Source organism: Shewanella sp. 3_MG-2023 (genome assembly GCF_030548765.1).
Lineage (GTDB): Bacteria > Pseudomonadota > Gammaproteobacteria > Enterobacterales > Shewanellaceae > Shewanella.
In genome coordinates this window covers 62787-88264 of sequence record NZ_JAUOSH010000023.1, presented here as the reverse complement: position 1 = coordinate 88264, position 25478 = coordinate 62787, and the positions used below count along the sequence as shown (strand labels likewise).

The 25478-nt window shown below is 40.5% G+C and carries 23 protein-coding genes; 16 read left to right on the top strand and 7 right to left on the bottom strand.

Annotated features, from left to right (window positions below; genetic code table 11):
* The first annotated feature begins 200 nt into the window (after positions 1-200).
* The 3 genes from Q4591_RS13960 to Q4591_RS13950 all read left to right on the top strand — a co-directional run bounded on the left by Q4591_RS13960 (position 201) and on the right by Q4591_RS13950 (position 3622).
* The gene (locus tag Q4591_RS13960) at positions 201-704 is read left to right on the top strand and encodes a VC2046/SO_2500 family protein (RefSeq protein WP_102435556.1); all 504 of its coding nucleotides are present in this window, start codon (positions 201-203) and stop codon (positions 702-704) included.
* A 199-nt stretch (positions 705-903) separates the two neighbouring features.
* On the top strand, positions 904-1191 hold the full coding sequence (locus tag Q4591_RS13955) for a DUF406 family protein (protein WP_102435554.1): 288 nt from the start codon (positions 904-906) through the stop codon (positions 1189-1191).
* A gap of 253 nt (positions 1192-1444) precedes the next feature.
* Positions 1445-3622: a bifunctional diguanylate cyclase/phosphodiesterase gene (locus tag Q4591_RS13950; protein ID WP_102435552.1), complete on the top strand. Its 2178-nt coding sequence runs from the start codon at positions 1445-1447 to the stop codon at positions 3620-3622.
* Between the two features lie 27 nt (positions 3623-3649).
* On the opposite strand, the gene Q4591_RS13945 is transcribed toward Q4591_RS13950, so the two are convergent.
* Together Q4591_RS13945 and Q4591_RS13940 are read right to left on the bottom strand one after the other, a co-directional pair.
* On the bottom strand, positions 3650-4132 hold the full coding sequence (locus tag Q4591_RS13945; protein WP_102435550.1) for a YchJ family protein: 483 nt from the start codon (positions 4130-4132) through the stop codon (positions 3650-3652).
* A 128-nt stretch (positions 4133-4260) separates the two neighbouring features.
* Positions 4261-4809, bottom strand: coding sequence for a DUF4440 domain-containing protein (locus tag Q4591_RS13940; protein WP_303461526.1), 549 nt, complete (start codon positions 4807-4809; stop codon positions 4261-4263).
* 186 nt (positions 4810-4995) lie between these two features.
* On the opposite strand from Q4591_RS13940, the gene smrA reads away from it, so the two are divergent.
* Entirely contained in the window at positions 4996-5586 is a 591-nt protein-coding gene (gene smrA, locus Q4591_RS13935; RefSeq protein ID WP_303461524.1) for a DNA endonuclease SmrA, read from the top strand.
* A gap of 113 nt (positions 5587-5699) precedes the next feature.
* Here the strand turns inward: smrA and Q4591_RS13930 are convergent, their stop codons facing one another.
* On the bottom strand, positions 5700-7583 hold the full coding sequence (locus tag Q4591_RS13930) for a M2 family metallopeptidase (protein WP_102435544.1): 1884 nt from the start codon (positions 7581-7583) through the stop codon (positions 5700-5702).
* A 193-nt stretch (positions 7584-7776) separates the two neighbouring features.
* On the opposite strand from Q4591_RS13930, the gene Q4591_RS13925 reads away from it, so the two are divergent.
* Complete coding sequence (locus tag Q4591_RS13925; protein WP_102476733.1) at positions 7777-8418, top strand: TetR/AcrR family transcriptional regulator; 642 nt, start codon at positions 7777-7779, stop codon at positions 8416-8418.
* A 12-nt stretch (positions 8419-8430) separates the two neighbouring features.
* Positions 8431-10707 (top strand): acyl-CoA dehydrogenase, encoded by a 2277-nt coding sequence (locus tag Q4591_RS13920; protein WP_303461520.1) that lies wholly within the window; start codon positions 8431-8433, stop codon positions 10705-10707.
* A 205-nt stretch (positions 10708-10912) separates the two neighbouring features.
* Here the strand turns inward: Q4591_RS13920 and pyk are convergent, their stop codons facing one another.
* Positions 10913-12352: a pyruvate kinase gene (pyk, locus tag Q4591_RS13915; RefSeq protein WP_102435540.1), complete on the bottom strand. Its 1440-nt coding sequence runs from the start codon at positions 12350-12352 to the stop codon at positions 10913-10915.
* Between the two features lie 209 nt (positions 12353-12561).
* Positions 12562-13416, bottom strand: a complete 855-nt coding sequence (locus Q4591_RS13910) for a MurR/RpiR family transcriptional regulator (RefSeq protein ID WP_102435538.1) — start codon at positions 13414-13416, stop codon at positions 12562-12564.
* Between the two features lie 330 nt (positions 13417-13746).
* Between Q4591_RS13910 and zwf the strand changes: the two genes are divergently transcribed.
* From zwf to Q4591_RS13880, 6 genes are all read left to right on the top strand, one after another.
* Positions 13747-15219 (top strand): glucose-6-phosphate dehydrogenase, encoded by a 1473-nt coding sequence (gene zwf / locus Q4591_RS13905; RefSeq protein WP_102435536.1) that lies wholly within the window; start codon positions 13747-13749, stop codon positions 15217-15219.
* Positions 15220-15228: 9 nt separating this feature from the next.
* Positions 15229-15927 (top strand): 6-phosphogluconolactonase, encoded by a 699-nt coding sequence (gene pgl / locus Q4591_RS13900; protein ID WP_303461518.1) that lies wholly within the window; start codon positions 15229-15231, stop codon positions 15925-15927.
* Positions 15928-15938: 11 nt separating this feature from the next.
* A complete protein-coding gene (gene edd, locus Q4591_RS13895) occupies positions 15939-17765 on the top strand; it encodes a phosphogluconate dehydratase (RefSeq protein WP_303446772.1) in 1827 nt (608 codons plus the stop codon).
* Positions 17766-17784: 19 nt separating this feature from the next.
* On the top strand, positions 17785-18426 hold the full coding sequence (locus Q4591_RS13890; protein ID WP_102435530.1) for a bifunctional 4-hydroxy-2-oxoglutarate aldolase/2-dehydro-3-deoxy-phosphogluconate aldolase: 642 nt from the start codon (positions 17785-17787) through the stop codon (positions 18424-18426).
* 137 nt (positions 18427-18563) lie between these two features.
* Positions 18564-19271, top strand: coding sequence for a class I SAM-dependent methyltransferase (locus Q4591_RS13885; protein ID WP_303461515.1), 708 nt, complete (start codon positions 18564-18566; stop codon positions 19269-19271).
* Between the two features lie 4 nt (positions 19272-19275).
* Positions 19276-20379: a hypothetical protein gene (locus Q4591_RS13880; RefSeq protein WP_303461513.1), complete on the top strand. Its 1104-nt coding sequence runs from the start codon at positions 19276-19278 to the stop codon at positions 20377-20379.
* Between the two features lie 41 nt (positions 20380-20420).
* On the opposite strand, the gene Q4591_RS13875 is transcribed toward Q4591_RS13880, so the two are convergent.
* Positions 20421-21017, bottom strand: a complete 597-nt coding sequence (locus Q4591_RS13875) for a DUF1569 domain-containing protein (RefSeq protein ID WP_102476741.1) — start codon at positions 21015-21017, stop codon at positions 20421-20423.
* A gap of 83 nt (positions 21018-21100) precedes the next feature.
* The gene (locus Q4591_RS13870; RefSeq protein ID WP_102531121.1) at positions 21101-21949 is read right to left on the bottom strand and encodes a LysR family transcriptional regulator; all 849 of its coding nucleotides are present in this window, start codon (positions 21947-21949) and stop codon (positions 21101-21103) included.
* Between the two features lie 139 nt (positions 21950-22088).
* Between Q4591_RS13870 and rimK the strand changes: the two genes are divergently transcribed.
* Genes rimK through Q4591_RS13850 form a run of 4 tightly spaced genes read left to right on the top strand, consistent with a single transcriptional unit; the run spans position 22089 to position 25376 of the window.
* Positions 22089-22994 carry a 30S ribosomal protein S6--L-glutamate ligase gene (rimK, locus tag Q4591_RS13865; protein WP_102519522.1) on the top strand — a complete coding sequence of 302 codons (906 nt, stop codon included), beginning with the start codon at positions 22089-22091 and terminating at the stop codon, positions 22992-22994.
* A gap of 13 nt (positions 22995-23007) precedes the next feature.
* The gene (locus tag Q4591_RS13860) at positions 23008-24030 is read left to right on the top strand and encodes a succinylglutamate desuccinylase/aspartoacylase family protein (RefSeq protein ID WP_102435519.1); all 1023 of its coding nucleotides are present in this window, start codon (positions 23008-23010) and stop codon (positions 24028-24030) included.
* Positions 24031-24041: 11 nt separating this feature from the next.
* Positions 24042-24467: a RimK/LysX family protein gene (locus Q4591_RS13855; protein WP_102435517.1), complete on the top strand. Its 426-nt coding sequence runs from the start codon at positions 24042-24044 to the stop codon at positions 24465-24467.
* A 45-nt stretch (positions 24468-24512) separates the two neighbouring features.
* On the top strand, positions 24513-25376 hold the full coding sequence (locus Q4591_RS13850) for a mechanosensitive ion channel family protein (protein WP_102476745.1): 864 nt from the start codon (positions 24513-24515) through the stop codon (positions 25374-25376).
* Positions 25377-25478 lie beyond the last annotated feature (102 nt).

Sequence of the window (25478 nt, the reverse complement as noted above, 5' to 3'; positions counted from 1 at the left end):
GGAGAAGGATTCGAACCTTCGAAGGCTGAGCCGTCAGATTTACAGTCTGATCCCTTTGGCCACTCGGGAACCCCTCCTCAATTGCGGCGGCAATAGTAGTCACGAATTAAATATAAGTAAAGGAAAAATCGAAAATAATGCTCAAGTATTTGTTTAAGTGGTCGATAAAATATCAACCTTGATAAATTTGATGTAAATATATGCAAATTGAGTCGCCATTAGTCAACGAACTGCAATTAGGCAATCGCCTTAATGATGCAGTTGAACACCATAGAAGGGGCGAGTTCGCGCTACTACTTTCTATGTTGTCTAATGACGCTTGCGACATGGCGCAATTTCAAGTCGATAAAAATTTATCCATTGATGAAAAATTATATAAACAGTTACATATTCCTAAACCCCAAGCATTAGTGTGCGATATATCTCAGCAACAGGCGATTAATCATGCCGGTGATTTTTATGAAAGCGGTTTAAGCCAATTTCATTTACAGCAGGCGTTAAAACCTGAAGCTGTAGTGACGCGGGGAAAATATGATGAAGATTTGCAAATCACCTTAGCGAATTGTGATCTACTGACTAAACTTAAGCACCAACAATTAGTCCCAGATACATCAGCTCTAGCGCAAAATGAATTTCTTGAGCAATTAACCATACAAAGAAAGATGAGCGAAACCCTAGCATCACAACTTTATGCCGTTGCCTAGTTAATGCTGTTGCTTAGTAAATGCCGTGGCAGTGATTAAGCTGTCACTTGAGTTGGTTGCTACTAAGCGTTAAGCGCCTGCTGGTTAGACAGCCCCTATTAGGTGCATTACTGATTGGTAATATTGTGAGGCATATAAAGATTTTATTTCAGTTTTTGGGCTATGCTGACGTTTTAATGTGTATTGATAGGTGATAAAAGTGATAAAAACGATTACTAAGCAAGAAGTACAAGTCAGTGACAACTGTAATGATTGCGGCAGCTTTGTCGATATTGGTGCTGTTATCGAAGAAGAAGATACACAACTTATCTTGCAAGTTGATGGTGAAAACTTTCAGCAAATTGCAGATGACTTAGTTAGCAAAGCCAAAGAACGTTTTAGCAATGTCAAAGTACAGCAGCAAGTAACCGAGCAAGATGTGGTGGTTACTTTTGAGTTTGACGTTACGGTAGAAAAAATGATTTTCCAATTAGAAAACGGCCTTTAATTAGTCGTTTCTATGAGGTGTTGAAGGTTACAACTTGCTGTTTTAAAATAGGAAGTGTAACCTTCATTTACCGAAGTTGAGTAAAATTCAACATCATGATTTTGATAATATCATTTTTGTAAATATCTCTTTTTAGCAACACTTCTTAACATTTTTAAAGTGTTATTAACGGCTAAGTTCCGTTATTTTGAGTAGAAAAAACCTCCACAGAAAGAGGTTTACCCGACTGTTAAGTTGTCCTTTGGGAATAATAATGAAGCAAACTGAGCAACAACATTTATTAGAGTTAATTGTAAACTCTGTCGCCAAAGAACAAGGCGACTTTAAACAGACCTCAGAGTTAGTCTGTAAATTACTACTAAAGTTTTTTAATGCTAGTAGCGTTTCAGTTATTTCATTACGTAACAAGTCACTAAAGCAAGAAATCATTGCTTGTCTGTCTGCTGATGACAGCTTAAAACAATTAATTTACCAACACCGCAACGATAATCTTGTTGCAAATGCCTACTTTGATGATATACGCCGTTACCGTCATATTGTCAGTGACAGTTCTCAAACTGACACCCGTCTGCAGGGCTTAAGTGCTTATTATAAGCAAGCCAATGTTCACGCAAATTTAGATGTTGCCATCCGTATCAATGGTCATATAGAAGGGCTATTGTGCATTGAGTTTGAACATCCTCTAAAGCTAACAAGCGATCAAATACAATTTGCTTGTCAATTTGCCGATCAATTGGCTTTAACCCTTGCCACCCGCTATGCCTACGATAAAGATGAGCGAATAACACTATTTCATAGTGCTACAGAGCAAGCTAAGCATGTATTGATGCTTATTAATCTTAAAACCCAAATTATTGAATATATAAATCCAGCTCATGAAAAAATGACTGGCCTAAGTCGCGATATTGTTCAAGATAATCAATTAGTCAGCTTAGATTTTTTTCGTGGCAAACGAGAGCTTGCTGATGAAATGACCCAAGCGTTAATCAATGGCAATGTGGTAGAAGGTGAAAGTGAGCTAACTCGTCTTGATGGCTCGAACTACTGGGTGCAGTATCAAGCCAACCGCTTTGTCACTGAGCAAGGAAACGATTACGCCTTAGTGTCATGCCTTGATGTTACTGCTCAGCGTAAAAGCAAAGAGCAGCTCGAGCATCTTGCTTGGAATTGCAGCCTCACCGGCCTGAGTAATCGCCTTCATTTTACTCAGCAATTAGAAAGGCTCTCACAAGGCACGTTGATCCTTATCGACTTAATGGGCTTTAAGCGGTTTAACGATACCAATGGTCATGAGCAAGGCGATGCCTTGTTATCCGAAGTCGCTCGACGATTAAAGCATTTTGCTAACAGCCATGATGCTATTGATGTGGCGCGAGTCGGCAGTGACGAATTTGCAATGATTTTACCGCAATTTGATGCTGCTGAATTACTCGAGAACAATATTAATAAGTTATATCAACAATTACTGGTCACCTCGGTAATTGGTCGTGAAAAAGTTGACCCTAAAGCGGCGCTAGCCATTGTTGATATAGCTGCGGTTGCAGATCAGTTTTCACCACTATCCTGTGCTGATATTGCTCTGCAGTACGCGAAAAAGAAGCCATCACTGAATTACCAAGTCTTTAATGATGACTTATTAGCAACCTTTAAAAATAACGCCGAAATAGAGCGAGATTTACAAACCGCGGTACGTAACAGGCAATTTGAACTGTATTATCAGCCACTGATGGATTTAAAAAATCATAAATTTATTGGCGCAGAAGCATTAATCCGCTGGCATCACCCCAAAAAAGGTGTGCTTTACCCGGGGGCATTTATTGATATCGCTGAACAAACCGGCATGATCACTGTCATTGGCGAATGGGTATTGGAAGCGGCCTGTAAGCAACTTAACTTATGGCAGCATAAGAATGTTGATATCGTCATGCATGTTAATGTTGCTGCAAGGCAATTTTTCAGTGGCAATTTATTTGAGCAAGTTTGGAGCTTAGTTACCCGCTACCGGATTAAACCACAAAGCTTAATTTTAGAAATTACTGAAACTGAGTTAATGGGAGATATTCGCCATGCAACCCGACTTTGCCAAGAATTAGCCGATTTAGGCGTTGGCTTAGCCATCGATGATTTTGGTACAGGTTACAGCTCTATGCGTTATTTAAAGCAGTTTCCAATTACTAAGTTAAAAATCGATCGCTCATTTATTGCCGATTTAACCACCAGTCATCAGAGCCGTGAAATTGTCAGCGCCATTATTGCTATGGCCAAGGCGTTAAATATATCCCTAACAGCAGAAGGGGTTGAAACCAAGGAGCAAGAGCTGTTCCTTGAAGATAGCTGTTGCCATCACGCACAGGGTTATTTATACAGCCCAGCCATAAGAGAAAACGAATTTTCACAGTTTATTTTTGAAAAAAATGAAGTCGTGCATTAGCACGACTTGTTGTTATTTGATGGCGTGTTAGCCTGTTAACTTCATGCAGCAGGCTTTAAATTTTTTACCACTATGGCAGATACATGGGTCATTTCGCTTTGGTAAATCCGCGTTAAATTGCTCACCAGTGGTGTAAAACCACTTAGCGTCTTCTCGAACAAATTGTGATTTTTCATAGATCGCATCGATTTCACCGTCATGATAAAACCAAGCTTTAAAGGTCACCGTTGCCGTGGCGAGCTCATCTTGTGGCTCAAAATTAATCACCTCTAATCCAAGCCATCGAGTAAGCTCAGCCCCTTGAGACAAATCATTAATAGATAGGCCGCCGCGATAGTTAGCATGATGAGTCTCGATTAAATAGGGATAGTGTTGTAATACAAAGGCGCAATAACGCGAGCGCATCAGGATCTCTGCAGTGGCTGCAACTTGAACATTACTGTGGTATGGCTTACAACAATCTTCATAAGTTGAATCACTGCCGCAGGGACAATGTATTTTAGTCGTCATAGTAGCTGTCTTTTAAATGCAATGAGTAAAAATGGGTTATAAAGTGTTGAAGGCTTATCTTTAATGGCTTAAAGCACTGATTATTAAACTGGTTAATAAGAGTTTTAAACTAGTAGCTTTAACAATTGCTATGGAATTCGATGTTCTGCTTCAACGGGTACAGAACCCACTTCAGCTTCATTTTCAACTGATATTGATTTAGCTTCAGTATTGAATTGGCGACCATAATATAAGTTAGAAATGGGTTTTGCCGAATAGTAAAGCTCAGGGTTCATTTTGGTGTTTGAATCAACAATAAACTGCCATTGATTGTTAGTGTCTTTTTGTGACACAAAAACAAATTTACCTGAAAATACACTAATTTGATCGCCTGTTTCTTTTTTAGGGTGGAATCGAACCAAATAAAAGCCAACGTCAGTAGCACTATCGTTAGTTAGCTTTCTATTGATGACTCGAAAATCGACTTCAATACGGGCTTCTCTTTTAGCAATTTTTTCAAAAAAATGCTGATAAAGTTCAACTATTTTTGGTTTACCGGTAATGATACCTTGATTTGGTGTTTCAGAAAGGTACACCGCATCATCGGTATACATGGTCTCGATGATACTGATATCTAAATTTTCAAAGCCTGACGCAAAAGTTTTATAGTTTTGGTTTATGATTTCGTTATCTGTCAAGGTCACAGCTTGATTGAAAAAACTGATTAATGAGAAGCAGGCAATAAAAAATATTTTATAATGAGGCATGCAATTATTTTGCTCTTAGTGATTCTAACAATAGTCATTACGACAATGGCAACACTATAAATTATTCGGTAGTGATACTAAAGTGGATAATCTTTACAAAGTGTGTAGGAACCAATAATGAATAACGATGACAGCGCACTGTTTTTAGCAGAAATGGCAGGGGTAAAACCCATTAAGGCCAGTGATAGTATTTTTAGCTTCGATTCCGACATCGCAACAGAAGCGCAATTAGCCAGACGAGCTGCTGCAGCGCAGAATGAGTACATTAGTAAACTTACTATAGATCCGATGATGATTAGCGCGGTAAAACCGGAAGACATGGTGAGTTACAAGCTTGATGGGGTTCAAGATGAAGTGTTTAGTCATCTGCGGCTTGGTAAATATAAATATCAAACAGTGGTTGATTTACATGTTTATCGCTTAGCTCAAGCGCGGGAATACCTTATCGAGGCGATTATCAAAGCACATCATCGTGGTGAGCGTAATATTTTGGTTATTCACGGTAAAGGCTTTAAAAGTAAGCCATACCCAGGGTTAATGAAATCAGCAGTGTGCCAATGGTTGATGCAGTTAGACGAAGTGCAAGCCTATCATTCTGCTACTCGTACTCAGGGTGGCACCGGTGCAGTATTTGTTATGCTGGTTAAATCCGCTCAGCAACGAATTGAGGCAAGTGAAACTAATCGTAAAGGAAGCGGTTTTAGGTAGTCTATATTATCGGCATCACATAGCGTTATTACCCTTATAACAAGGCCTACTCACTAAAACAGTCAGTGGGCCTATTTGTTATTGGCAGTTCATTTAAAACAGCTAACGATGAGTTACCAACCGCATTGACGGTTTTGTTGGCTATTTTGCTTATCTAACCACACTTGTAATGGCGCAAAATAATCGAGTACCGCTTTAGCATCCATGTTTTTAGTGCCAGTGACGATATTTAACGCTTCAGGCCACGGCTGACTTAAACCTGACTCAAGCATTTGATTAAGCTTATCTCCGGCGTCTTTATTACCATAAATACTACAACGGTGCACTGGGCCTTCATTACCGGCGATCTCACATAATGCTTTATGGAACTGGAATTGAAGTACGTGGGCTAAAAAGTAGCGTGTGTAAGGAACATTGCCAGGGACGTGATATTTAGCGCCCGGATCAAAGTCTGCTTCAGTACGTGCTATAGGCGCTTTAACGCCTTGGTATTTTTCACGTAAATCCCACCAAGCTTGGTTATATTGAGCTGGGCTAATTTCGCCATTAAATACTTTCCAGCGCCATTGATCGATCATCAAACCAAATGGCATGAAGGCAATTTTATCAAGGGCTTGACGCAGTAACAGTCCGATGTCTTTTGATTCATCAGGCACTTCATCTAATAGACCGATTTGTTTGAGGTAACTCGGCGTAATTGATAGCGCAATCGTGTCACCAATGGCTTCATGGAAACCGTCGTTTGCAGAACCTTTAAATAGGTGAGGTTGGTTTTTATAAGCGCGCTGATAATAGTTGTGACCTAATTCATGATGAATAACGGTAAAGTCTTCGGCGGTTTTTTGAATACACATTTTAATGCGAATATCGTCTTCGTTATCTAGATCCCAAGCTGAAGCATGACAAACGACATCGCGATCTTTAGGTTGCACAAATAATGAGCGAGTCCAAAATGTTTCTGGTAGCGCTTCAAAGCCTAATGATGAGAAAAACCCTTCAGCTTGCTTAACCATTTTAATTTCATCATAGTTATTGGCCGCTAAAAGCTCGGTAACATTGTAGCCAGGATCTGCATCATCAGGGGCGACAGTATTGTAAATGGTTCCCCATTGCTGAGCCCACATATTACCCAATAGATGCGCAGGAATAGGACCATTATCTGGTGCTACCTCGTCTCCATATTGCTGATTTAGTTCGCCACGGACATAACAATGTAGTGAATCATATAAAGGTTTAATATCACCCCAAAGTCGGTCTAATTCGGCTGAAAACGCCTCAGGCTCCATATCATATTGACTACGCCAAAGTTCTGATAAATCGCTAAAGCCTAAATCTTGCGCGCCTTCATTAGCCAGCTCAACTTCACGTTTAAATAATGGACGCATAGGTTTGGCTATTTCACGCCATCCTTGCCATGCTTCTAATAGCACCGCAGGATCTTGAGATTCAGCCATCAAATTTGATAATTCTGGCTGGGTTAAGCAGCGACCATCGGCAAAACAGTATTTCCCTTTACCGTATAAGCCATTCAGTTCTGAGCTAATTTGTGCAAGCTCAGCGTTTTTAGCAGGATCTAATGGCGCAGGTAATACCAAGCTACTTCGTAAAATATGTAACTTGCGGGCGTTAACAGGATCTAATTCGACCTTGGCATATTTAGCCGCTTCGGTGGCAAAGCCAACTGACATCGAAGTCATTTTTTCACTAATTGCAGCAGAAAGCGCAGCAGTATCTTCAGTGATAAAATTGCTATAAACCCATTCGGTGCGTGCGCCTTCTACAGAGAGTTTGGCCAACTGTGCTTCAGCATCATTAATAAATGCGATTGCTGAAGCGCTATCAATTTTGGTTGTTTTTTCAGTTGATTGGCTAGCTGGTGGCAGAGGATTTGTGGTGGTTAAATTAATCTCTTCATCCATTTGTTGGCAGGCTGAAAGGCCAAGCGCCATTGAAATAACAACAGCGATAGTAGACGGTTGTTTAAAAGTTAACTTCATCTTACAGGTTTCCTTATTTTTATTTTCGACGACAGTTTACATAATTAACTTAAATATTGCATTTTAGTTGCAACTTGGTGCACAAAGGGTTGCTGTTACTGTGTTGAGATGTAATAGCTACAAGAAATTAGATTGACAACTGTGCGCTCAATGTTTAATTTAAACGAGTGTTTTAATTGATTTGGGTCATGGAATGGCAGGCAAAACAGATACAAAAACAAGAATTTTAGATGCTGCTGAAAAACTTTTCGCTGAGAGGGGCTTTTCAGAAACATCTTTACGTCTAATTACTAGCAAAGCCGAAGTTAATTTAGCTTCAGTTAATTATCATTTTGGTTCAAAGAAAGAGCTGATTAGAGCCGTATTAGCACGCTATTTAGATGTGTTCATGCCAAGTGCAGCTGCTGAAATAGATAGATTATTTAAAAATCCACAACTAGCTAATTTGAATGAGATATTTTCATCTCTAATTAATCCATTATTGGAATTAAACCAAGTAAGGCAGGGTGGAACAACGATATTTCTGCAATTGTTAGGTCGTGGTTATATCGAAAGTCAGGGCCATTTAAGGTGGTTTATCACCACGCATTATGGTGATTATTTAAAAGTTTTCGTTAAAGCGGTATCAGAAAGTGCGCCGCATATTCCGCCTGCAGAAATGTTTTGGCGACTACACTTTACCTTAGGGACCATAGTATTCACCATGGCTTCAGCTGATGCACTTAACGAAATTGCAGAAGCTGATTATGGTGAACATAATGATACTGAAGCAATCATTCGTAAGGTGATTCCATATATGGCCGCTGGTGTTTCAGTGCCAATTTTAGCTAAGTAATAAGGGATTAACATGACTGTCGTTATACTGGTTTTAATAGCACTTGCTGTGTTATTTGGTGTGCGTAATTTAAGGATGCGATTTATCACGCGTCCGGTTTTTTCGTTTTTTAAGAAAGTACTTCCGCCATTATCTAGTACTGAAAAAGAGGCGATGGAAGCGGGTGATGTGTGGTGGGAAGGTGAATTGTTTGGCGGAAATCCAAACTGGAACACGCTTCACAATTACGGTAAACCCCAATTAACAGCAGCTGAGCAAGACTTTATCAATAACCAAGTGCAAACAGCGCTGAGTATGATTGATGATTATGACATTGTTCACAACCGCAAAGACTTACCACCTGAGTTATGGGATTACTTCAAAAAAGAAGGTTTTTTTGCATTAATTATTCCCACTAAATTTGGTGGTCGAGAGTTTTCTGCCTACGCCAACTCAACCATTGTCAGTAAAATTGCCTCTCGCAGCATTAGTGCGGCCGTTACGGTTATGGTTCCTAACTCTTTAGGCCCTGGTGAGTTATTAACTCATTATGGTACTGAAGAGCAAAAACAGCGTTGGTTACCTGCGTTAGCTAATGGTGATGAGCTACCGTGTTTTGCGTTAACTGGCCCAGAGGCGGGATCAGACGCTGGTGCAATACCTGATACTGGTATTGTGTGTCGCCGCGAATTTAATGGTGAAGAAGTATTAGGTTTAAGTCTTACTTGGGATAAACGTTACATTACCTTGGCACCTGTAGCTACAGTGCTTGGTCTTGCATTTCAAATGCGTGACCCTGAGGGCTTATTAGGTGATACGGTTAATCTTGGTATTACCTGTGCGTTAATTCCAACCGATCATCCCGGTGTTGAAATTGGTCGTCGTCATAATCCATTGATGATGGCCTTTATGAACGGCACCACAAGTGGTGAAGATGTATTCATTCCACTGGATTGGATTATTGGCGGCCCTCAGTTTGCGGGTAAAGGCTGGAGAATGCTGGTTGAGTGTTTATCTGCCGGCCGTGGTATTTCATTGCCAGCATTGGCAACTGCATCGGGTCATATGGCCACTAAAACCACAACAGCTTATAGTTATGTAAGACAGCAGTTCGGTATGCCAATTGGTAAATTTGAAGGTGTACAAGAAGCGCTAGCGCGTATTATCGCTAACACTTATCAATTAGAAGCGGCCAGATGTTTAACCACCACCGGTATTGATTTAAAAGTGAAACCATCGGTGGTTACCGCGATTGCTAAATATCACATGACTGAATTAGGTCGAGATGTGGTAGAAGATGCGATGGATATTCAGTCTGGTAAAGGTATTCAGTTAGGGTCGAAAAACTATCTCGGTCATGCTTATATGGCCAGCCCTATTTCTATCACTGTTGAAGGGGCGAATATTTTGACCCGTTCGCTGATGATTTTTGGTCAAGGGGCAACACGCTGTCATCCTTATGTATTGGCTGAAATGGAAACTGCGGCGATGGAAGATCAAAAAGCAGCTATTAACCGTTTCGATTCATTATTAATGGGCCATATGACTTATGCTATTCGAAATGGTGTCATGGCTTTCTTTAATGCATTAACAGCCAGTAAAACCAATTCATCGCCAGTTAGTGGTACCACTCAGCAATATTATCGTGATATGAGCCGTATCTCGGCAGCTTTAGCGATAATGACTGATTTAGCTATGTTGGTCATGGGCGGTGATTTAAAACGTAAAGAGATGATCTCAGCGCGTATGGGCGATGTGCTAAGTCAATTATACCTAGCATCAGCAACCTTAAAGCTGTTTGAAGATAATGGCCGTCAACAAGATGATTTACCGGCAGTGCATTATGTCATGACTGAAAGATTACATCTTGCCGCTAAAGCATTGGAAGAGGCTATTCGTAACTTCCCAAATAAGTTTGTTAGCGTATTGCTTAGAGTGATCATATTTCCATTAGGTAATCACTTTAATGCGCCAACTGACAAACAAGCAACGACCTTAGCAGATGGTTTCATGCAACCTTCGCCAGCAAGAGATAGGTTAACTTTCTTATGTGCTGATTTTGACGGAGATAGCAGCGGCATTGCTGAAGTTGAGCAAGCATTTACAGCTAAATATGCTTGTAAAGGTTTGTACTCTCGCCTTAAGAAAGCCCAAAAAGCGGGGACTCTTGATGCGAAACAGCCAATGGTTGACTTGTTTAACCAAGCTTTAGTCAATGACGTGATTAATCAAGCAGAGCTTGAGCAGCTACTTGATGCCAATGAAAAGCGCTTAGCTGCGATTCATGTCAATGATTTTGAAAGCCTATAATCGAAAGTTAACTGACGTTTGACTGTAACGGTCTAGCGTTACCTGAGGTTTGAATGTTAAACAAGTAATGTTTATGCCTTGGGTACTGTTAGCCTGAAATAATGACGACACACAATTTTCTAAATCAAAACACACATATTTAGCACATAAAAAAACCACCTAATCAGGTGGTTTTTTATTTGCTATTTGAAGCAATTAACTCATATTAAGCAACAACAAGTACTTTACAAGTGTTAGTGCCACCAACAGTTTCCATTGCATCGCCTTTAGTCATTAGTACCATGTCACCTGATTTAAGGTAACCAGCAGCTGCAACCGCTTTTAACGCTTCTGATGCTAATGCATCAGCTGGGAAAGCTGTAGAATCAAACTGAACTGGCATAACACCACGGAATAAAGCTAATTTTGCTAAGGTCTTTTGATGACGAGACAGTGCGAAAATTGGTAATGCAGAGCTGATGCGCGACATTAACTTGGTGGTTTCGCCTGATTCAGTCAAGCTGATGATAGCTTTAACACCTTTTAAATGGTTTGCAGCATACATAGTTGAAAGGGCAATGGTTTCTTCAATAGTATCGAATGTTTCGTTCATTCTATGCTTAGAAGACATCACTGATGGATGCTGTTCTGCACCAGCACAAACATTGCTCATTGCTAACACAGTTTCTTCAGGGAAGTCACCGGCAGCAGTTTCAGCTGAAAGCATCACAGCGTCAGTGCCATCTAGTACGGCGTTCGCTACGTCCATAACTTCAGCACGAGTTGGCATAGGGCTTGAAATCATTGATTCCATCATTTGAGTTGCAGTAATCACAACTTTGTTCAATTGACGTGAACGACGGATAAGTTTCTTTTGTACTGCAACCAATGCAGCATCGCCAATTTCAACACCTAAGTCACCACGTGCAACCATTACCGCGTCAGATGCTTTAATGACATCGTCCATCGCTTCATCAGTACCAACAGCTTCTGCACGTTCTACTTTTGATACAATAAGTGCAAAACTGCCCGCATCTTCAGCAAGCTTACGTGCTAAATCTAAATCAGCGCCAGTACGTGGGAAAGAAACGGCTAAGTAATCAACCTGAATTTGCGCAGCCGTTAAAATATCTGCTTTGTCTTTTTCAGTTAGTGCAGGGGCTGTTAATCCGCCGCCTTTTTTGTTGATGCCTTTATTATTAGATAAAGGACCCGCAACAGTAACACTAGTGAAAACTTTACGACCTTCTACAGATTCAACTTTAAGCTGAACACGGCCGTCATCAAGCATAAGGATGTCACCTATGACAACGTCATTTGGCAATTCTTTATAATCGATACCAACTTGTTTCTCGTCACCTTCACCTTTAGCAAGATCTGCATCTAAAATGAAAGTATCACCTAAATTCAACTGAATTTTTTTGTTATCTTTAAAGGTAGATACACGAATTTTGGGGCCTTGCAAATCACCTAATACAGCTACGTGAACACCTAACTCTTTTGCAATATTGCGAGCGTCAGTAGCACGTTTAAGATGATCTTCTGGTGAGCCGTGTGAGAAGTTAAGACGTACAACATTTGCACCAGCGGCAATGATTTTACGTAGGTTATCATCGCGGTCGGTTGCAGGTCCAAGTGTCGTAACGATTTTAGTTCTGCGGAACATAGGATACTCCGTTAATTTAAAAGAAAAAGAATTCGGTACTAAATATTATGGACTTATATTAACAGAGATTTTCGAATTATGTAGGAAAGTTACGAACAAAAAGATCGTTTTTGAGATATATATCTGTGACTGAGTCGTATAAATTCAATAAAAAAGGCCGAACAGGTAATATTGTTCGGCCTTTCGGACAGGTAATTATTTAGTAATAATTAGATGGTAAGATCTTTATTTATCCGAGATTCTTTCAATACTTCTTTAACACGTTTTAGATTATCGCGAAAACGCGGGCCTCTTCTCAAGGTAAAGCCTGTGGCTAACACATCAATAGTAACCAGCTGTGCTAAACGTGAAGCCATAGGTAAATACATGTCAGTATCTTCTGGCACTTCCATGGTCACCGGCAACGTACATTCGTGAGACAGTGGCGAGTTACGAGCAGTAATCCCAATCACCGCAGCGCCATTTTCACGGGCAATTCGGGCTATTTCGATTAATGATTTAGTACGGCCAGTGTGGGATATAAGCACCACAACATCACCTTCATCGCAGCCAATACAGCTCATACGTTGCATTAATACATCATCAAAACAAATGACCGGTACGTTAAAACGGAAGAACTTATTTTGCGCATCGTGAGCAACTGATGAGGATGCTCCCAGGCCAAAAAACGATATTGTTTTAGCTTGCGTTAAAATATCTACGGCTTTATTGACTGCAACCACATCAAGGCTTTGACGGGCAGTATCAAGGGATGCCATTGAAGATTCGAAGATTTTTGTTGTATAGGATTCAGGAGAATCATCTTCTTCAACATGGCGGCTTACATAAGGTGTACCGTTAGCAAGACTTTGGGCCAAATGTAACTTAAAATCAGGGAAGCCCTTAGTATCAAGTCTGCGACAAAAACGGTTCACAGTGGGTTCGCTGACGTCAGCCATTTTGGCAAGCGTTGCAATACTAGAGTGAATCGCCGTTTGCGGAGAAGAGAGAATGACCTCTGCAACTTTTCGCTCTGACTTACTAAATTGTGTAAGGCTTTTTTGCACCTTCTCAAGGGTATTCATAAGTAATTGTCCGCTAAAATGGATGATGTAATTTTATATCATAAATTACAATTTAGGAGGAAATGAAGTAATTTTCATACCTCTAAAAACGATTATAAGCCGTTTTGTTTTATTTTTTGTAACTAATCTATGATAGTAAAGTAATTTAACAACTAAAATACTATCAGGTTTTATGTGAAAAAGGCTAGATGTAACCAATATCAATAATTGTAAAATTATAATGCACAAATTTAATTCTGTTGTTATATTACAACAAAAGTGTGCTTTTATTCACTGGCAACTAAAAATGGTTTGCCTGTGAACACGCATAATAAAGGAGTATTTTAAGCAATGAGTAACTCATCAATAGGCGCCAAGGCTTGCGACTTTGTACTTTTTGGCACCAAAGGCGATTTAGCACGCCGTAAGTTGTTACCTTCTCTCTATCAGCTTGATAAAGCGAATCTATTAGATAAAGACACCAAAGTTATTGGTGTCGCTAAAGATGCCTTTACTCAAGAAGAGTTCATTGAACTTGTCAATAAAGCATTAAACACTTTTGTAAAGGACGAGTTATGTGAAGAGACCCTCGCTCGCTTTATTGCTCGTTGTCATTATATCGGTACTAATTTTACCGATTCTGAAGGCTACAAAGCTTTCCATGGTCTTTTAGAGCCAACTAAGCGTGTAATGGTCAGCTATTTCGCCACGCCTCCGTCAATCTTTGGTGAAATCTGTCGTTGTCTTAATGAGCAAAACCTTATTCATTCCGACACCCGTATCGTGCTTGAAAAGCCAATTGGCACTTGCCTTGCGTCATCAAAAGTCATTAATGACAAAGTTTCTGAATTCTTCAATGAAAATCAAGTTTACCGAATTGACCACTATTTAGGTAAAGAAACCGTTCAAAATCTCATTGCCCTGCGCTTTGCGAATTCATTGTTTGCTTCTAAGTGGGATAACCGCACGATTGATCATGTACAAATCACCGTAGCTGAAGAAGTCGGTATTGAAGGTCGTTGGGGATACTTTGATACTGCAGGTCAAATGCGTGACATGATCCAAAACCATTTACTGCAAGTGCTGACGCTTGTGGCAATGGACCCGCCAGTAAATTTAGATGCTGATAGCATTCGTGATGAAAAAGTAAAAGTACTTAAGTCATTGCGTCCAATTACCCCAAACAACGTGTTTGAAAACACGGTTCGTGGTCAATATTCTAGTGGTTATTTAAAAGGCTCACCTGTTCCTGGTTATTTAGAAGAAGAGGGCGCCAATGTTAAATCTAACACTGAAACCTTTGTAGCGCTTCGCGTTGATATTGATAATTGGCGCTGGGCTGGCGTGCCGTTCTACTTACGTAGTGGCAAACGTATGCCGTTTAAGAGCAGTGAGATTGTGGTTTACTTCAAAAACCCGCCGCATAATTTATATCGTGACACCATGCGTAACTTACCACCAAACAAGTTGACTATTCGTTTGCAACCCCATGAAGGTGTTGAAATTCAAATGATGAATAAAGTCCCAGGTCTGGAAGAAAAGCAACGCATTCAAACCACCAAACTTGATTTAAGTTTCACCGATACCTTTAAAAATGAACGCATTGCCGACGCGTACGAACGTTTATTACTTGAAGCCATGTTAGGTAATCAAGCACTGTTCGTGCGCCGTGATGAAGTTGAGCAAGCCTGGACTTGGGTCGATGGCATCATCAACTCTTGGGAAAATGGCGGCGAGAAGCCTAAGCCATATCCAGCAGGTACATGGGGCCCTGTGGCTTCAGTTGCTTTAATCACTAAAGATGGTCGTTCTTGGGACGAGTAAGGAAATATTATGATTAAAGAATCTGTATTTAAAGCATTTGAAACCCCAGCGGATCTTGAAGCTAAATTGGCTGACAAAATTGCTAGCCAATTACAAGATGCTGTTGATAGCCGTGGTAAAGCAAGCCTAGTGGTATCTGGTGGCTCAACACCGCTTAAATTATTTAAATTGCTAAGCAATAAAACTATCGACTGGAGTGATGTTTATATCACACTTGCCGATGAACGTTGGGTTGATGCAGAAGCTGCTGATTCTAACGAGCGCTTAGTAAGAGCACATTTATTACAAAATCGCGCAGCAAGTGCCAAATTCCGTGGTTTAAAGAATATGTTTGATAGCCCTGAAAAGGGCTGTGACATGACGATTGAGTCTCTGGCTAACTTCCCTAAACCATTTGATGTTGTGGTATTAGGCATGGGTACAGATGGCCACACTTGTTCGTGGTTCCCTTGCAGTAAAGAATTAGAAAACGCTTTTACGACTGATTTACTTTGCGCAGCCGTTAATCCAACGACTGCTCCACATGCACGTATTACCTTATCTAAAGGTGCCATTTTAAACAGTCGCCAGATTTATCTGCATTTAGTAGGTGAGTCAAAACTATCCGTATATCGCCAAGCTTTGGAAAGCGACGATGTGAATGCAATGCCAATTAGAGCCGTATTAGCACAGCGTAAAACGCCCGTTGATGTGTTTTATAGCGCGTAAAGGAGTTAACCATGCACTCAGTAGTTCAAGCTGTTACCGATCGAATTATCGCTCGTAGCCAAGATTCACGTAAAAAATATCTCGAAGCATTAAACGATGCTCGCGCCAAAGGCGTACATCGTAGTGCATTAAGCTGTGGTAACTTAGCCCACGGTTTTGCGGCTTGTAAGCCAGATGATAAAGACTCTTTACGTCAATTAACCAAAGCGAATATCGGTATTGTGACGGCATTTAACGACATGTTATCTGCTCATCAGCCATATGAAGATTACCCAAATTTCATTAAAAAAGCCTGCCAAGAAGTCGGTAGTGTTGCTCAAGTTGCTGCGGGCGTTCCGGCAATGTGTGACGGTGTGACCCAAGGCCAACCTGGCATGGAGCTTAGCTTACTGAGTCGTGAAGTGATTGCTATGTCAACGGCGGTGGGTTTATCTCACAACATGTTTGACGGTGCCTTATTATTAGGTATTTGCGACAAGATTGTTCCGGGTTTATTGATTGGTGCGTTAAGTTTTGGTCATTTACCAATGATGTTTGTGCCAGCAGGCCCAATGAAATCTGGTATTCCAAACAAAGAAAAAGCCCGTGTACGTCAACAATTTGCACAAGGTAAAGTTGATAGAGCTGCATTGTTAGAAGCTGAATCAAGCTCTTATCACAGTGCGGGTACTTGTACTTTCTACGGTACTGCTAACTCTAATCAGTTAATGCTTGAAATGATGGGGCTACAGCTTCCTGGTTCTTCGTTTGTGAATCCTGATGATCCACTACGTGATGAACTAACCGCAATGGCAGCTAAACAAGTGTGTCGTTTAACCGAAATGGGCACCCAATACACCCCAATCGGTGAGATTGTAAATGAAAAATCAGTGGTTAATGGCATTGTAGGCATCCTTGCAACAGGTGGTTCTACCAACCTGACTATGCACATTGTTGCTGCCGCGCGCGCCGCTGGCATCATTGTCAACTGGGACGATTTTTCAGATTTATCTGATTGCGTACCGTTAATGGCCAAGGTTTATCCAAATGGACATGCTGATATTAACCATTTCCACGCCGCAGGCGGCATGGCATTTTTAGTAAAAGAGCTGTTAGATGCAGGTCTTATCCATGAAGATGTCAACACTGTAGCTGGCTTTGGTTTACGAAAATATACCCAAGAGCCGCGCATTATTGATGGCAAGTTAACTTGGGTTGATGGGCCAACAGAAAGTTTAGACAAAGAAGTGTTAACTCACATCGACACACCTTTTCAAAATAACGGCGGTCTAAAATTACTTAAAGGTAACCTTGGTCGTTCGGTGATCAAAGTATCAGCAGTGCCTGCAGCTAACAGAATTGTTGAAGGCCCAGCGGTTGTTATTGACGACCAAAACAAGCTTGATGCAATTTTCCAAGCAGGTGGTTTAGACCGAGATTGTGTTGTGGTGGTAAAAGGCCAAGGCCCGAAAGCTAACGGTATGCCAGAGTTACATAAACTCACGCCATATTTAGGTACATTACAAGATAAGGGCTTCAAAGTGGCGCTTGTTACAGATGGCCGTATGTCTGGCGCGTCAGGCAAAGTGCCTGCAGCGATTCACTTAACGCCAGAAGCATTAGATGGTGGCCTTATCGCTAAGGTTGAAGATGGCGACATGATCCGTGTCAATGCTGATACCGGCGAGCTAAGTTTACTGGTGGATGAAGCCACTTTAACTGCACGTGTAGCAGGGAAAGTAGATCTACATCACTCAAGTTATGGCATGGGCCGTGAATTATTCGGTGCTTTACGAAATAGTTTAAGCAGCCCAGAAACAGGCGCTCGTAGTACCAGTGCCATTGACGAAATTTATTAATTAAAAGGAAGATACTCGAATGCTTGAGAATAACTGGACGTTACAGCCACAAGATATTTTTAAACGCAGCCCGATTGTTCCTGTAATGGTTATCAATAAAATTGAGCATGCAGTACCGTTAGCTAAAGCATTAGTAGCGGGCGGCATCAGTGTTTTAGAAGTCACTTTACGCACAGAATGTGCTTTAGAAGCCATTGCATTGATTGCTAAAGAAGTCCCAGAGGCGTTAGTGGGGGCAGGTACTATTTTAAATGAATTGCAACTGCAGCAAGCTGTAGATGCGGGTTCACAATTTATTATTACGCCAGGTGCTACCGTTGACCTGTTAAAAGCAGCTAAGCGTGGTAATGTGCCGTTAATTCCAGGTGTTGCGAGCATCTCAGAAGTCATGGCGGGGATGGAGTTGGGTTACACCCATTTTAAATTCTTCCCAGCTGAAGCGTCTGGCGGCGTTAATGCACTGAAAGCCTTCTCGGGTCCATTGGCGAATATTCGTTTTTGTCCAACAGGCGGTATTACGCCGACAAGTTATAAAAATTACTTAGCATTAGCTAATGTTGATTGTATTGGTGGTAGCTGGATAGCGCCTACTGATGCAATGGAACAAGAAGATTGGGGTCGTATTACCCAGCTCTGTAAAGATGCCATCGGCGCTTTATAACCCGAGCGTTTAACTAACGATTAATAAAAGCCACTTTCGAGTGGTTTTTTTGTTTTTAAAATAAGTCCGATCATCAATTTTATAGTGTATAAATTAATACTGGTGAATTAACATTATAAAAATGGACACTTCTTTAAATGGACAAGTACCAGCAAACGGTAAACGTATTTGACAAAGCAGCTGATAAATATCAGCAAAAATACATGGATTGTGCCTTATATGCTGATAGTCTTAATCGTTTTGCTGCGTTAATAGACACTCAATTCAACATTGAATCTAGTTCTAAATCGGCATTTAAAACAGAAACGGGTATTTCTGTATACGATATCGGTTGCGGACCAGGTAACGCCAGTTTGTATTTGCAACAAGCATTAGCTCAGCAACGAAATGTCCCGATAAATATCAGTGGAATAGATTTATCTACGGCGATGATAACGATTGCCAAGCAGCAAAACCCGACGGGGAAATTTGAGGTTAACGATATCCGGCAGATATCTGTTTCTAACGATAAATTTAATGTACTGCTGTGCTCATTTTGTCTGCCGTATCTTGCAAAAAGCGATATAGCGCCTTTTATTGAATCTTTAGCTAAGGTATCCACACCACAAGCGTTGATCTATATTGGCTTTATGCAAGATGATTACAGTCAATCATGTGTGCAGGAATCTGCTGAGGGTGACAAATTACATATGTATTTTTATCAACCTGCATTTATAGCGTCTTTGCTCTGCCAATATGATTTTGAAATTGTCACCAGCTTTACCCAAGATCATATCGTCGATGGTCAGAAGATGGCCACTGATAGGTTTTTATTTGCTAAGAAAACAGTGTTAATTAAGGAGTGATCGAATGCGAACATGGCCATTAGCTTCCAAAATCCCTTTTATTAGTCTGCTAGTTCTATCGTTTGCCTGGTTTTTATTTTATCAAAACGATATGTGGATTAATGATTATGGCGCAGCAAAATTCGATTGGTTGTTACTCATTGACGCTGCTATCATTTTACCCATAATTTGCTTTTTGTGTATCAAATCTACCAAGTTAGCACTCGTTAAGGCACTCGGTTATTTTGCTATTTTAATACTGCTTGGCAGTTATATTATTCCCTCAGAGCAACAAATATTATGGCCTTATTTAACTCAGATCCGTTACCTGTTACTGACGGTATTTGTATTAATTGAGGTATTTTCAATTACCTGCGTGATATTTGCCATAAAAACGGCGCTTAAATCAGGAGTTGATCCTGATATTGCAATTAAGCAGCCAATTAGTGCTTTATTTGGTAATAACTTGGTAGCCGATATCATGATTTTTGAAGCCAGAGTTTGGAGCTTCTTTTTGTGTGGCCATTTAATCAAACCGTCAACATATCACGGTGATTCACAATTTAGTTATCATCATAAAGACGGTAATCAGTCTAACGCGCTAGGATTTATAATGATGATAATGTTTGAAATACCGCTGATGCATTTACTGGTTCATTTTATGTTTTCAGCGTTCAGCGCTAATGTGGTAACGGCATTAACCTTGGTGAGTTTAGTATTCTTTATTGCTGAATACCGTGCTATGTCACGCAGACCGATCACAATAGAGACTTGTGCAGCCTCATTAGTCACTGATAATTACAACCCAAACACTCAAGCTGAGCTTGGCCTCGCAGATTTAAATTCAGGCTCAGGAGCAAGCGTCATAATTCAGAATAAATTACATATTCGCTACGGAGTGTTTAATAGCTTTAGCATTGATTTAAGTAATATTAAAACTGTCGAACCCAACAAATTAGCCATTCGACGTGCTGAAACGATAAAACGCTTTAACTTTTCTGGCGCTCCCAATGTCAAACTAACCTTAGTTGAGCCTATTAAAGGTATTGATAGTGTATATATTGGAGTCGATCAACCAGATGCGCTTATTGGTGAACTAACACTAGGTCTCGTTAAACCAAATTGCTGACACTAGGCCAATATAATGGCTGTTATTGACCTTATATAGTTTCAGCTTAACGTGCGCAGCTGTATTTGCTGCATATGATTATTAAAGTGCATTACATGGGCAAGGGCGTAGTCTTGTTTACTGAGCTTGCCATAAGCAAAGTGGGGCTGTAAATGACCGTTATATTGCTGAAAATCTACGAGCGATTGTTGCAACCTTTTGAGGGCTAGCAAATAATCAGCCTGCTTTGAAATTAAAGGTGCACCGGGTATGACTTCTGCAAGGTTATGAGTCATCTTGCCTTTAGCACTGAATAAAGCAAATGCGCTAGCCCCAATAGTGTGTTTAAAAATCTCTGCTTTTTGCTGGGGATAACCTGTCATTGAATACTCAACACTTTGGGCGCAATGAGTAAAAATTTGGTTTAAATCCCAACCTGCTGATGTCGTGCTTAAAGTAGCCTTTGCTGCTTGCTCTGGGTTGTTGCCAATGACGGCTGCAGCAAGCAATTGCGCTATTTGAGATAATATATTATCTATAGTCAATGGCCGAGGTGCTGGGGTGATGCTAAACCAAGTCACTGTACCTGCAATTGTCACACCAGCGCCAACCACGGCACTGCCTTTTACCAAAGCTGTTAAAAACGCTCTTCTGTCCATGGTTATCCTTGTTGGGCTTTGTGAGTAGCAGACTAAAATTACGCCAGCTGTTAATTTTGCCTTGCTGTTTCACTGATTTAAAATCAAGTTTTAAGGTAGGGAAATAGCTGTAGCGTTTGTTCAATAATATCGACTTTATGGCCTTTTTCTAAATACACTGCATAAATTTCTCGAGAAAAAACCGGCGCATCTTCGACAATAAAAAGTCTATTGCTTTCAATATATTCAAACGCCATTTGTCTTGGCAGGTAGGCGGAGCCACCGACATCCAATAAAAAATTAAGTGCAATCCTTGGTTGGTTCATCGAGTGTTTTGCTGGCGGTGAGTCTTGAAAATTGCGGCGGTATTGGCTGTTAATCGACTCACCATAGTCCACCATAATGTAGTTTGCTAATGTCGACTTTTGTTTGGCACGATTTGATTCTGTGCTCACTAGGTATAACGGCACAGTCGCAACCTTAGTGATGACAAGATCTTCTACATAAGGCGGCTCGAATAAAAAGGCCACATCAATAACGCGACTTAACAGGCTTTTTCTTAATTCAACGGGCGATAGGGTACTGGTTAATAAACTCATCCCTTCGATATTGAGGTGAATTTTGGTGAGCCAGCCTTGTAGGACGATATCCCATATAGACATGATAGAACCTATGGCCAGTTGGTGGTTATCACCCTCAGCAATCCCCACATCTTGCTTGGCTTTTTGCCACATCAATAACAGCTCATTGGCATGCTTAATTAAGCGGTTACCCTCAGGGGTTAATTTGAGGTGTTTCTTACTGCGATCAAACAGTAACACCCCCAAGTCCTCTTCTAAAAGCTTGATTCTGGCACTGACAGCAGATTGAGTGATAAACAAATTTTCGGCAGCGACTCTAAAATGTAGCGTATGGCTAACTTCTAAAAATGTTTTTAATAATTCTACTTTCATCAAAATCCTTTAAAAGCTGTGATTAAATTTTTTAATTAAACACATCAAAATATAACGTTATATTTATGAGAGAGATACTCTTACACTCAGCGAATTACAGCACCTTTGTGCAATAAAAGAAACATGTTCAGGACATATTATGAGAATTGCCATTCTATCAAGAAACCCAAATTTATATTCAACTCGCCGCTTAAAAGAGGCCGGTGAAGCTATGGGGCACACAGTGGATATTATTGATACATTACATTGCTACATGGATATTACCAGCAGCAAACCAACCTTGCGCTACGATGGTAAAGAGCTTCCTATGTATGATGCTGTGATCCCGCGTATTGGTGCATCAGTGACATTTTACGGTACAGCTGTGGCCAGGCAATTTGAAATGATGGGCACCTTTAATATCAATGAATCTGTCGCCATTAGCCGATCTCGCGATAAATTACGTTCATTGCAATTATTGTCACGTAAAGGCATTGGGCTGCCACGTACCGGTTTTGCTAATAAGCCTGACAACATTAAAGATTTAATTAAAAACGTCGGTGGTGCGCCTGTTGTGATTAAGCTACTAGAAGGCACTCAAGGTATCGGGGTGGTTCTTGCTGATACAGCTAAAGCTGCTGAAGCCATTATCGAAGCCTTTATGGGGTTAAAAGCCAACATTTTGGTACAAGAATTTGTTAAAGAAGCTGGTGGCGCCGATATTCGCTGTTTAGTGGTTGGCGGTAAGGTTGTTGCGGCAATGAAGCGCCAAGGGGCAGAAGGTGAGTTTCGTTCCAACTTGCACCGCGGTGGCTCTGCTGTAGTGGTTAAATTATCTAAAGAAGAGCGTGAAACAGCAGTTAATGCAGCCAAAATTATGGGGCTAAACTTATGCGGCGTTGATTTACTGCGCTCACAAAATGGCCCTATGGTGATGGAAGTTAATTCATCACCAGGGCTTGAAGGTATTGAAACGGCAACGGGTAAAGATGTCGCGTCAATGGTATTTCAATTTTTAGAAAAGAATGCCAAGCCCCATAAAAACAAAACCCGTGGTAAAGGCTGATTAGGACGTCATTATGGATAAGTTAATTATTGGCGATTTTACCATTTTACCCGGTGAGCAGCGCAAAATAGAGCTACCGGTAGCAAAATTATATACCGATGCTGATGTTTCTTTACCGGTACATATCATCCGTGCCAAAAAGCCGGGGCCAACAATATTTATCAGTGCGGCGGTACATGGTGATGAATTAAATGGCATTGAAATTATACGAAGGCTAATTAAACAAAATAAATTTAAGATCACTTCAGGGACCCTCATAGCTGTACCTATGGTCAATGTGTATGGGGTTGTGAATCAAAGCCGCTACATGCCAGATAGACGGGATTTAAATCGCTGTTTTCCTGGCTCTGCGAAAGGTTCATTAGCTGGGCGGGTAGCACATATATTTCTTAATGAAATCGTTAGACATTGTGATTACGGCATCGATTTACATACTGGCGCGATACACCGCTCTAATTTCCCGCAAATTAGAGCGGATATGGACGATGAGGAAACCAAACTACTTGCCGAAGTGTTTGGCGTGCCGGTTATTTTAAATTCAAACCTAGTGGATGGTTCTTTAAGGGAGTCAGCTGTTAAGAATGAAACCAAAATCCTCTTGTATGAAGCAGGTGAAGCGCTAAGATTTGATGAGTTTTCAATACGTGCAGGCATGAAAGGCATTTTAAATGTGTTGCAGCACTTAGGCATGATTAGAAAATCATCATCAAAAGCAAAGAAAAAGCGCGCCCCATTTATCGCCAACGGCAGTCAGTGGGTACGTGCCAATGCCAGTGGGATTGTGCATAACATTGCTAATTTGGGTGAACAAATTACTAAAGGGCAAGTTTTGGCTGAAATTGGTAGCCCCTATGGCGAAGTGATTGACTCGGTGATCGCATCACGCTCTGGCATATTAATCGGTAAACAAAACATACCGCTAGTGCAAGAAGGTGAAGCCATGTTTCATATTGCTTACTTTAGCGAAAATGATGAAAAAATTGCTGAACACATTGAAAATGTTCAAGAACAACTATTACCAGATTCTGTAAATTAATGAGTTTCGATATGAAAAATAAAACGATTATTGGCAACTTAGAGTATATCGCGCTGCCTAAATTGGGTATCACCGAGTTACAAGTACGTGTGGATACAGGGGCTAAAACCTCGTCTTTACATGTAGATAATATTAAAAAGGTGCTGATAGATGGCGAGCATTGTGTCTCGTTTGATATTCACCCAGATTCACATAATGTTGATACGGTAAAAAGCTGCCATGCTCCTATTAGTGATATCCGTAAAATTAAGTCATCTAATGGCACCTCGGAGCAACGTTATGTGATTAAAACGCCAGTAGTTCTTGGGCAACAAAAGTGGTCGATTGAAATTACCCTTACCGATCGCTCAGACATGAGTTATTTAATGCTATTTGGTCGTGAAGCTTTAGGTACACGGTTTTTAGTGGATCCGTCAGCGGTATATTTAGGATCTTGAATCTAAATATGAATTCAGGTTTAGTAATAACGACGAGGTGCAATAATGGATTTCGTACAAGTTGAACAATGGCTAAATTTGACAGTGTTTACTGTTGCACAACAGCCAATTACCTTAGGTGGGTTATTGATCATTCCGGTGATCATAATTGTCGGTTTGTTCATCACTAAATTGCTAGTAAAACTGATCACTAAGCGGTTAACGTCTAAAAAGACTGACCCTAATATTATCCATCTGTTGCAACGTATATTGTATGTCATCGCCATTGCAATATTATTAATTACTTCGCTTGATTTAATTAATGTGCCCATTACCGCATTTGCATTTTTGTCCGGTGCCATTGCAATCGGTTTTGGTTTTGGCGCGCAAAACATTATTAACAACTTCATTAGTGGTTGGATATTAATGTGGGAACGCCCCATTAAAATTGGTGATTTTCTTGAAGTTGAAGGTGCTAAAGGCATAGTCGAAGCCATTAATAATCGTTCGACTCGTATAAGACGGGTTGATGGCGTTCACTTGTTGATCCCCAATAGCACATTATTAGAAAACACTGTGGTGAATTGGACACTAGTTGATAATTTAGTCAGGTCAAATGTGCGGGTTGGCGTAGCTTATGGGACTAAGGCAAGAGTTGTCGCAGATTTGCTATATGAAGCAACTATCGCACAAAAAGAGGTATTAATTGAGCCTAAACCTGTGGTGAGTTTTGAAGACTTTGGTGACAACGCGCTAATATTTGAAGTTAACTTTTGGATTAACTCCACTGTAGAAGGGGGGTTAAGGGTGACGCGAAGTAATATTCGTTTTGCACTGGATGAATTATTAGAGCAAAACAATATTGTGGTGGCATATCCACAACGTGATGTGCATCTGGATGGCTCACTGACACTAATAAAGCAAAGGTAAACAGTAAATTATTAAATAAAAATACCGCTGATACATTTGATGATAATCAATATTGTATCAGCGGTTAATTAATCGCTACTGTTCAAGCCAGTTCTTTTATAA